The 8,246-nt window shown below is 72.7% G+C and carries 8 protein-coding genes; 6 read left to right on the forward strand and 2 right to left on the reverse strand.

Going from position 1 to position 8,246, the window contains the following annotated elements:
* Positions 1-416 precede the first annotated feature (416 nt).
* Entirely contained in the window at positions 417-1,163 is a 747-nt protein-coding gene (locus tag ACFWNV_RS38170; RefSeq protein ID WP_383956466.1) for an enoyl-CoA hydratase family protein, read from the forward strand.
* Entirely contained in the window at positions 1,151-1,780 is a 630-nt protein-coding gene (locus tag ACFWNV_RS38175; protein WP_383956469.1) for a TetR/AcrR family transcriptional regulator, read from the forward strand. Before ACFWNV_RS38170 ends, ACFWNV_RS38175 begins: the two co-directional genes overlap by 13 nt.
* A 96-nt stretch (positions 1,781-1,876) precedes the next feature.
* Here ACFWNV_RS38175 and ACFWNV_RS38180 read toward each other — a convergent pair whose 3' ends face one another.
* The gene (locus ACFWNV_RS38180) at positions 1,877-2,983 is read right to left on the reverse strand and encodes a citrate synthase 2 (RefSeq protein ID WP_383956471.1); all 1,107 of its coding nucleotides are present in this window, start codon (positions 2,981-2,983) and stop codon (positions 1,877-1,879) included.
* A 237-nt stretch (positions 2,984-3,220) separates the two neighbouring features.
* Between ACFWNV_RS38180 and pdxH the strand changes: the two genes are divergently transcribed.
* From pdxH to ACFWNV_RS38195, 3 genes are all read left to right on the forward strand, one after another.
* Entirely contained in the window at positions 3,221-3,844 is a 624-nt protein-coding gene (pdxH, locus tag ACFWNV_RS38185) for a pyridoxamine 5'-phosphate oxidase (RefSeq protein WP_383956482.1), read from the forward strand.
* Between the two features lie 336 nt (positions 3,845-4,180).
* Entirely contained in the window at positions 4,181-4,771 is a 591-nt protein-coding gene (locus ACFWNV_RS38190) for a PH domain-containing protein (protein ID WP_383956473.1), read from the forward strand.
* A 102-nt stretch (positions 4,772-4,873) separates the two neighbouring features.
* Entirely contained in the window at positions 4,874-6,205 is a 1,332-nt protein-coding gene (locus tag ACFWNV_RS38195; RefSeq protein ID WP_383956476.1) for a PAS domain-containing protein, read from the forward strand.
* Between the two features lie 33 nt (positions 6,206-6,238).
* Here the strand turns inward: ACFWNV_RS38195 and ACFWNV_RS38200 are convergent, their stop codons facing one another.
* Positions 6,239-6,994 (reverse strand): SIS domain-containing protein, encoded by a 756-nt coding sequence (locus tag ACFWNV_RS38200; RefSeq protein ID WP_383956479.1) that lies wholly within the window; start codon positions 6,992-6,994, stop codon positions 6,239-6,241.
* A gap of 268 nt (positions 6,995-7,262) precedes the next feature.
* On the opposite strand from ACFWNV_RS38200, the gene ACFWNV_RS38205 reads away from it, so the two are divergent.
* Entirely contained in the window at positions 7,263-7,955 is a 693-nt protein-coding gene (locus tag ACFWNV_RS38205) for a metal-dependent transcriptional regulator (RefSeq protein WP_274548200.1), read from the forward strand.
* Positions 7,956-8,246: the final 291 nt, after the last annotated feature.

The raw sequence follows: 8,246 nt of genomic DNA on the forward strand, positions 1-8,246 counted from the left end.
ACGGTACCCCTCCTCAGCCCGTCCGGCGTTTGAGGACCGCGTCCGGGCAGCGCCCGGAGGCAGTCCCCAGCCCCGCCGGCGTTTGAGGCGCGGGTCCGGGCGGCGCCCGGGGAACGGTGGAAGGGCGGGTAGGGGACAGCCGCGCGCAGCGGCAAGGGTCGCTGCGGGGACTTCGCCCCGCGCAGCGGCAAGGGTCGCTGGGGGGCTTCGGCCCGCGCAGCGGTAAGGGTCGCTGCGGGGACTTCGCCCCGCGCAGCGGCAAGGGGGACTTCGCTCCGCGCAGCGGTGAGGGGTGCGGCGGGGGCTTCGCCCCGTAGGGGTGCGGGGCGACCCGGCCCAGCCGAGCTCGCCGCAGGCGGCCCGCATACCCTCCCCGGAGGGGCCATGACCGATCGACCACCCCCTCCGGAGGAGACATGCCCGCACTGGTCCACGCCGCGCGAACGCCCGGCCTCACCACCCTCACCCTCGACTCCCCGGCCAACCGCAACGCCCTTTCCGCCCCCCTGGTCCGGGAACTCCGCGCAGCCCTCGCCACCGCGTCGGCGGACAAGTCCACCCGGGCCGTGGTCCTCACCCACACGGGCAATACTTTCTGCGCCGGCGCCGACCTCAAGTCGCCTTGCGAACCGGCGGACTTCCTGGCCCTGCTCCGGGAGATCGCCGGACTGCCCGAGCCCGTCGTCGCCCGGGTCACGGGCCACGTCCGGGCCGGCGGCCTCGGCTTGCTCGGCGTCTGCGATATCGCGGCCGCCTCGCAGGCGTCGACGTACGCCTTCACGGAGACGCACCTCGGCGTCGTCCCGGCCGTGATCTCCGCGCCGCTGCTTCCGCGCCTGGATCCCCGGGCGGCGGCCCGCTACTTCCTCACCGCCGAGGTGTTCGACGCCGCCGAGGCGGCCCGCATCGGCCTGCTCACCCTCCAGGGCGCGGACGCCGAGGATCTGGACACGCTCCTGGCCCCGGTCCTGGAGGGCCTGCTCAAGGCCGGCCCCGAGGCTCTGGCCGCGACGAAACGGCTGGTCACCGCCCCGGTACGGGCCGCCCTGGAGCGGGACGGGGCCGCTCTCGCCGAGCTGTCGGCCCTGCACTTCGCCTCCGCCGAGGCCCGCGAGGGCATCAGCGCCCGCTTCGAGCGAAGGGACCCGTCATGGCTCCGGTGACCACGGAACCCGGCCCGACGGGCCAGCCCGGCCAGAGCGCCCCCAAGCAGGCCCGCAGCCGCGTGACCCGCCGCCACCTCCTGGAGGCCGCCGTCTCCTGCCTCGCCGAGCAGGGCTGGGCCGGATCCACCGTCGCCGTGGTCGCCGAACGCGCCGGTGTCTCGCGCGGCGCGGCCCAGCACCACTTCCGTACCCGCGAGGAACTTTTCACGGCGGCCGTCGAGTACATGGCCGAGGTGCGTTCCACCGCGCTGCTGGACCTGTTCCCGCACGGCGGCACCGCGGCGCCCCGCGCAGAGGTCGTGGGGGCGCTCATCGACCTCTACACCGGCCCGATGTTCCGTGCCGCCCTCCAGCTGTGGGTGGCGGCCTCCCACGAGGAGCAGCTGCGCCCGCGCGTGGCCGAGCTGGAGGGCCGGGTGGGCCGTGAGACCCACCGCCTGGCCGTGGAGCTGCTGGGCGCGGACGAGTCCGTACCGGGCGTACGGGAGACCGTGCAGGGCCTGCTCGACATGGCCCGCGGCCTGGGTCTGGCCAATGTGCTGAGCGACGACACGGCCCGCCGGGCGCGGGTGGTCGCCCAGTGGGCCCGGATCCTCGACTCGGAGCTGGGCTGACCGTCCCGGGAACGCGACGGGCGCCGCACCCCGGGGGGATGCGGCGCCCGGCACGAGCGGCGGCCCTGTGCGGGGGCAGCCGGCGCGGTCGTTCGCTCAGGCGGTCTCGGCCATGTCGGCGTAGCCCGCGATCTCGCGCGGGTTGCGCACGCCGGGCCCGGTGTAGCGGGCGGAGGGGCGGACCAGGCGGCCCGTGCGCTTCTGCTCCAGGATGTGCGCGGACCAGCCGGCGGTACGGGCACACGTGAACATCGAGGTGAACATGTGCGCCGGCACCTCCGCGAAGTCCAGCATGATCGCGGCCCAGAACTCCACGTTCGTCGCGAGCACCCGGTCGGGACGGCGTGCGTGCAGCTCTTCCAGGGCGGCCTTCTCCAGTGCGGCGGCCACCTCGTAGCGCGGGGCGTCCAGCTCCTTGGCCGTACGCCGCAGCACACGGGCGCGCGGGTCCTCGGCGCGGTAGACGCGGTGCCCGAAGCCCATCAGCCGCTCGCCCTTGTCCAGGGCCTTCTTCACGTACGCCACGGCGTCGCCGGTGCGTTCGATCTCCTCGATCATGCCGAGGACGCGCGAGGGCGCCCCGCCGTGCAGCGGACCGGACATGGCACCCACGGCGCCCGACAGGGCTGCCGCGACATCGGCACCCGTCGAGGCGATGACGCGCGCGGTGAAGGTCGAGGCGTTCATGCCGTGCTCGGCGGCGGAGGTCCAGTAGGCGTCGACGGCCTTGACGTGGCGCGGGTCCGGCTCGCCCCGCCAGCGGATCATGAACCGCTCGACCACGGACTCGGCCTTGTCGATCTCGCTCTGCGGGACCATCGGCCGGCCCTGGCCGCGGGCGGACTGGGCCACGTACGACAGCGCCATCACGGCGGCCCGCGCGAGGTTGTCGCGCGCGGTCCGCTCGTCGATGTCGAGCAGCGGTTTCAGACCCCACACGGGGGCGAGCATGGCGAGTGCGGACTGCACGTCGACCCGGATGTCACCGGAGTGCACCGGGATCGGGAAGGGCTCGGCGGCCGGCAGACCGGGGTTGAAGGCACCGTCGACCAGCAGGCCCCAGACGTTCCCGAAGGAGACGTGGCCCACGAGGTCTTCGATGTCGACGCCCCGGTAGCGCAGCGAACCACCCTCCTTGTCGGGTTCGGCGATCTCCGTTTCGAACGCGACGACTCCCTCGAGACCGGGTACGAAGTCGGACATCAGGCGGCTCCTCAAATAGTGCGAACACGCGCGGCTCCCGGCGTGATTCGCGGTCCGGCGCGGTCATCCCCGTTGATGCCCGGCACGGCCGATGGTCATCCGTTCGGGACCGTCGGACCGGCCCCAAGATTTTGTACGTTCCGCTTGGCGCGGGGAAGCGTGACATACGGCACAGTCCCGGACGCCCGGCTGCGGCAGGATGGCCGCGTGACCGATCAGCACCTTGACCCTGCCGACATGCGCAAGCAGTACCGCTCCCAGCTCGTCGCCGAGGAGAGCCTCGCCGAAGAGCCGATGGGCCAGTTCGCGCGCTGGTTCCGGGACGCCGCGGAGGCCAACGTATTCGAACCCAACGCGATGGTCGTCGCGACCGCTACCCCCGACGGCCGGCCCAGTACGCGCACGGTCCTGTTGAAGCAGTTTGACGAGCGCGGGTTCGTCTTCTTCACGAACTACGGCTCCCGCAAGGGCCGCGAACTGGCCGCCAACCCCGCCGCCTCGCTGCTCTTCCCCTGGCACCCCATCGCCCGCCAGGTCATCGTCACCGGCACGGCCTCCCGCATCGGCCGGGACGAGACGGCGGCGTACTTCCGCTCCCGCCCCCACGGCTCCCAGCTGGGCGCCTGGGCCAGCGAACAGTCGGCGGTGATCGACTCCCGCGCGGAACTGGACCGCCGCTACGCCGAGCTGGAAGCCCGCTACCCGGAGGGCGAACAGGTTCCGGTTCCCCCGCAGTGGGGCGGCATCCGGGTGGTCCCGGACGCGGTGGAGTTCTGGCAGGGCCACGAGAACCGCCTCCACGACCGCCTCCGCTACGTCCTGGAGGCCGGCACCTGGCGCGTGGAACGCCTCTGCCCGTGACCCCGTAGGGGGCCTGAAACGCAGGCGACCCGCGAGCTCGGGTTTCCCCCCTGCAGTGGGGGAAGCCGGCCGGACGTACCGGCGAGCTCGCGGGTCGGGTGACTGCTTGGGATTGGCGCCGGCGACTCCGCCGGGCACCGCACTGGGTGCGTGCGACAACGGGCGCTTTAGCCCGCAGCCACCTCACGCGTCCGGTTTCCGTACATTGCGGCAACCACCTCCCTTCTCGTGTGAGACAGAGCCTAGGCACGTCCCCCCGCCCCCACAACCGTTTATTTATTGCCGGGGGAGGAGCAGGATGACGCCCGTCGGGGAGCAAGATCCAAGGGGGAGTTCATGCCGGACATCGCACTGCCACGCCGTTACCGGGCGAAGCCGCCCTGGGGGCTCGGAGTTCTCCTGTTCGGGAGCTTCGGGCTCTTCCTCCTGAAGGTCGGGGTGGAGACGTCCGTGCCCGGCTGGGGGACGGCGCTGCTCGGCGTCCTGCTGGCGGGCTTCTGCGCAGGGGCCCTGTACGTCCGCACGCGCTGCTTCGCCACCGTCGACCGCCAGGGCATCATCGTGCGCCGCACGTTCCGGGTCCGCCGCTTCGCCTGGGACGACATCCACGACATCCGGACCGTGAACGCCCCTCCCGGGGATCGGGGCATCGCGCCCGGCACCTCCGCGTACCTCTACCGCACCGACGGCCGGCGGATGATCCTGCCGTTCCTGGACGACAACGAGATGACGGGCGTCGAGCAGGAGGTCGAGGGACTGAGGTCCCTCCTGACGGAGCACCGCCGGGCCGACTGGGCACCCGACCCGCAGGCCGAGCCGCGCATCGCCCGGCAGGCGGCGCGGTGGGAGAGCGGGCACCGGTACGCGGTGGTGACGGGCATCGTCCTCGTGGTGCTCGCCCTGATCGTCTTCCTGACCGGCTCCTGACCGGATTTATCGTCCCAATCCGCAGAAACCCGTGTGGGCTGCGTCACGTTCGAGTTCAATGACGTGACGTGCCGCACACGCGAACACCTGCAGGGGGCCCAGGTGACTGCATCCGGACGTAGTGAGACCGCCGACGATCTGCTCGCAGCGCTGCTGGACGGGATGGACGCGGCCCTGTGCGCGTTCGATGCCGATGGCGTGATCACCCACTGGAACCGTGAGGCCGAGCGGATCCTGGGGTGGTCTGCGATCGAGGCCGTGGGGCGCAAGGGGTTCGCCGGGTGGGCCGTGCGGGCCGCCGACGCGCAGGACGTGCAGGACAGGCTGATGGCGGCCCAGGACGTGCCGGGCCGGCAGGTGCACGAGTTCGCGCTGCTGACCAAGGACGGCGGGCGGGTGCTCGTGCGGACCCAGTCCGCGGGGGTGCCGGGCGCCGACGGGAAACCGGCCGGGGTGTACTGCGCCTTCAGCGAGGTGCACGCGCAGATCGACCTGGAGCGTTCCATCGCGCTGAGCGAGGCGCTCATGGAGGACGCCTCCTGGGGGGTCGTGCTCGTCGACGTGGACCTGCGGCCCGCCGTCGTCAACGTCCACGCCGCCCGCGCCTTCGGTTCCGGCCGCACCGCGCTGCTCGGGCGGCCGCTGGGGGAGCTGCTGGCGCAGGGGGTGGAGGAGCTGGAGGGGGCCCTGCAGCACGTGCTGGCCGAGGGCGCGCCCCCCGCGCCCGCGGAGCTGTGGGTGTCCGTACGGGGCCCCGAGGGCGTGCGGCGGCGGTGCTGGCGGTGCGGGTTCCTGCGCCTGGCGTCGCCGCTCGCGGAGGAACCCGTACCGCTCGGGGTCGCGCTGCTGTTCCAGGACGTCACCGAGGCCCGCCAGGCGCAGCTGGACACGGCGCAGCTGCGGTTCCGGTCCCACCAGCTGTACCGGGCCGGGCGGGCCGCCGCCGAGTGCGAGGATCCGGCCGAGGCGGCGGCGGTCCGGCTGGAGTTCGCCCTGGCGGGCTTCGCCGAGCACGCGCTGGTGGACGTACTGGAGCCGCTACGGGAGCCTGCGCCCGCGCGGCTGCTGCGCTGGGCGGCGTCCCCGCCCGGCCTGCCGGGGCTGCCCGAACCCGGGGCGATCCCCGTGCGCTACGAGCCCGGGCACCCGGCGCTGCAGGCGCTGGACCGGGCCGGGTCGGTACGGGCCAGCGCGCCGCACGGGCAGGCCGACGGGGCCTGGTCGGGCATCCGGCGCTGGCCCGAGGGCGCGGCGCACGCCCTGTGCACGGTCCTGCGCAGCCGGGGCCGGAGCCTGGGGACGCTGACGTTCCTGCGGGGGCCGTCCAGGCCCGCCTTCGAGCGGGCGGACGCGGCGTACGCGGAGGAGGTGGCGGCGCGTGTCGCGGCGGACCTGGATCTGGACCTGGTGGTCCGGGGCCTGCACACGGCGTAGGAGATCGGGCGCCGGAGCCGGCCCGGAGCCGGTCTAGTGGCGGAAGAAGATCCGGTCGCCGTACTCCTGCATGACGCGGCCGTTCCACTCGTGGCCGCCGTCCACGTTGCCCGAGCGCAGGAGCGGCGGTTCGACCCCGCGGGCGACGAGCTCGCCGGCCGCGGCGGCCATGACCGCCTGCATGATCGCGCTGGTCACGACGGTGGAGGCGGGGGCGAAGGGGGCTTCGATGCCCTCGTGGGTGAGCTCGGCGTCGCCGACCGCGATCTTGCTGTCGAGGACGATGTCGCAGTGGTCCTTGAGGAAGGTTCCGGAGACGTGGCGGGACTTGGTGTCGGTCGCGTAGGCCACCGAGGTGACGCCGATGACCTTGAGACCGATCGCGCGGGCGTTCATCGCCATCTCGACGGGCAGCGCGTTGCGCCCGGAGAGGGAGATGATCACCAGGACGTCGCCGTCACTGGCCGGGCTGCTGTCCAGGACCGCCCCGGCGAGGCCGTCGACGCGCTCCAGGGCGCTGCCGAGGGTGGCCGGCATGACGTCGATGCCGGCGGTGCCGGGTACGGCGAGGAAGTTCATCAGGGCGAGTCCGCCGGCCCGGTAGACCACGTCCTGGGCGGGCAGCGAGGAGTGCCCGGCGCCGAAGGCGAAGAGCTTGTTCCCGGCGGCCACGGCGTCCGCGATGACGGTCCCGGCCTCGTTGATGCGGCCGGACTCCTCGTCCCGTACCCGCTCCAACAGGCCGATCGCGGCGTCGAAGAACTGACCGGCCAGCTTGCTCTCGCTCATACGCCGATGGCCTTCCGGGGTGGGAGTGGGTGAGGTTGTCGTCCGTGTCCGCCGCTCACCGTGCGGTCTGGACCAAGGGCGTGTCAATACGAACTTCCATCCAGGGGTCGAAAGGCCCGGTGGGCGGCGTAATGAGAGGTGACCGGAGGGGCTCGGGGGGCGTTTCGAGGCAGTCCGGAAGGGCCCTTGACGTCCTACACGGGACGGTTGTCGGCGCGATGGGTCAGAATTGGGGGCAGGGCCAGCGCACGCAATCCGAGGGGCACGAATGTCCGGACTGATCGATACCACGGAGATGTACCTCCGCACCATCCTCGAACTGGAAGAGGAAGGTGTGGTCCCCATGCGCGCCCGCATCGCCGAGCGGCTCGACCAGAGCGGCCCGACGGTGAGCCAGACGGTGGCGCGGATGGAGCGCGACGGCCTGGTGGCCGTAGCCAGTGACCGGCACCTGGAGCTGACCGACGAGGGCCGCAAGCTGGCGACGCGCGTCATGCGCAAGCACCGGCTCGCCGAGTGTCTGCTCGTCGACGTCATCGGCCTGGAGTGGGAGCAGGTGCACGCCGAGGCCTGCCGCTGGGAGCACGTGATGAGCGAGGCGGTGGAGCGGCGGGTGCTGGAGCTGCTGCGCCACCCGACGGAATCGCCGTACGGCAACCCGATCCCGGGGCTGGAGGAGCTCGGCGAGAAGGCCGAGGCCGATCCGTTCCTGGAGGAGGGCATGGTCAGCCTCTCCGAGCTGGATCCGGGCGCGGAGGGCAAGACCGTGGTGATCCGCCGGATCGGCGAGCCGATCCAGACGGACGCGCAGCTGATGTACACGCTGCGCCGGGCGGGCGTGCAGCCCGGTTCGGTGGTCAGCGTGACCGAGTCGCCCGGCGGTGTGCTGGTCGGCAGTGGGGGCGAGGCCGCGGAGCTGGACTCCGACATCGCCTCCCACGTGTTCGTGGCGAAGCGCTGACGCGCTGACGGGCTGACCTGAGGAGGGGTGTGGGCGGGGATGCCGAGGGGTATCCGGGTGTGACGGGCTGACGCACGGACGTTCGAACTGGTCGCCAGTGCGAGCGAATCCGGCTGGTGTCGGCCGATGTGGACCGGTGCGGATCTGTATGGATGGTCCCGGGGCCGTACGGCGCCCGGGCCCGGGCACCCCCGCGTTAGCGGGGGCCCCCCGCACACAAAGTCATACCATCGGGCCCGAGTACCCCCCCGCGGCGCCCCCCCGGTGTAAATATAAACAACCGCCACGGCC

It is taken from the genome of Streptomyces sp. NPDC058401 (assembly GCF_042722885.1).
Lineage (GTDB): Bacteria > Actinomycetota > Actinomycetes > Streptomycetales > Streptomycetaceae > Streptomyces.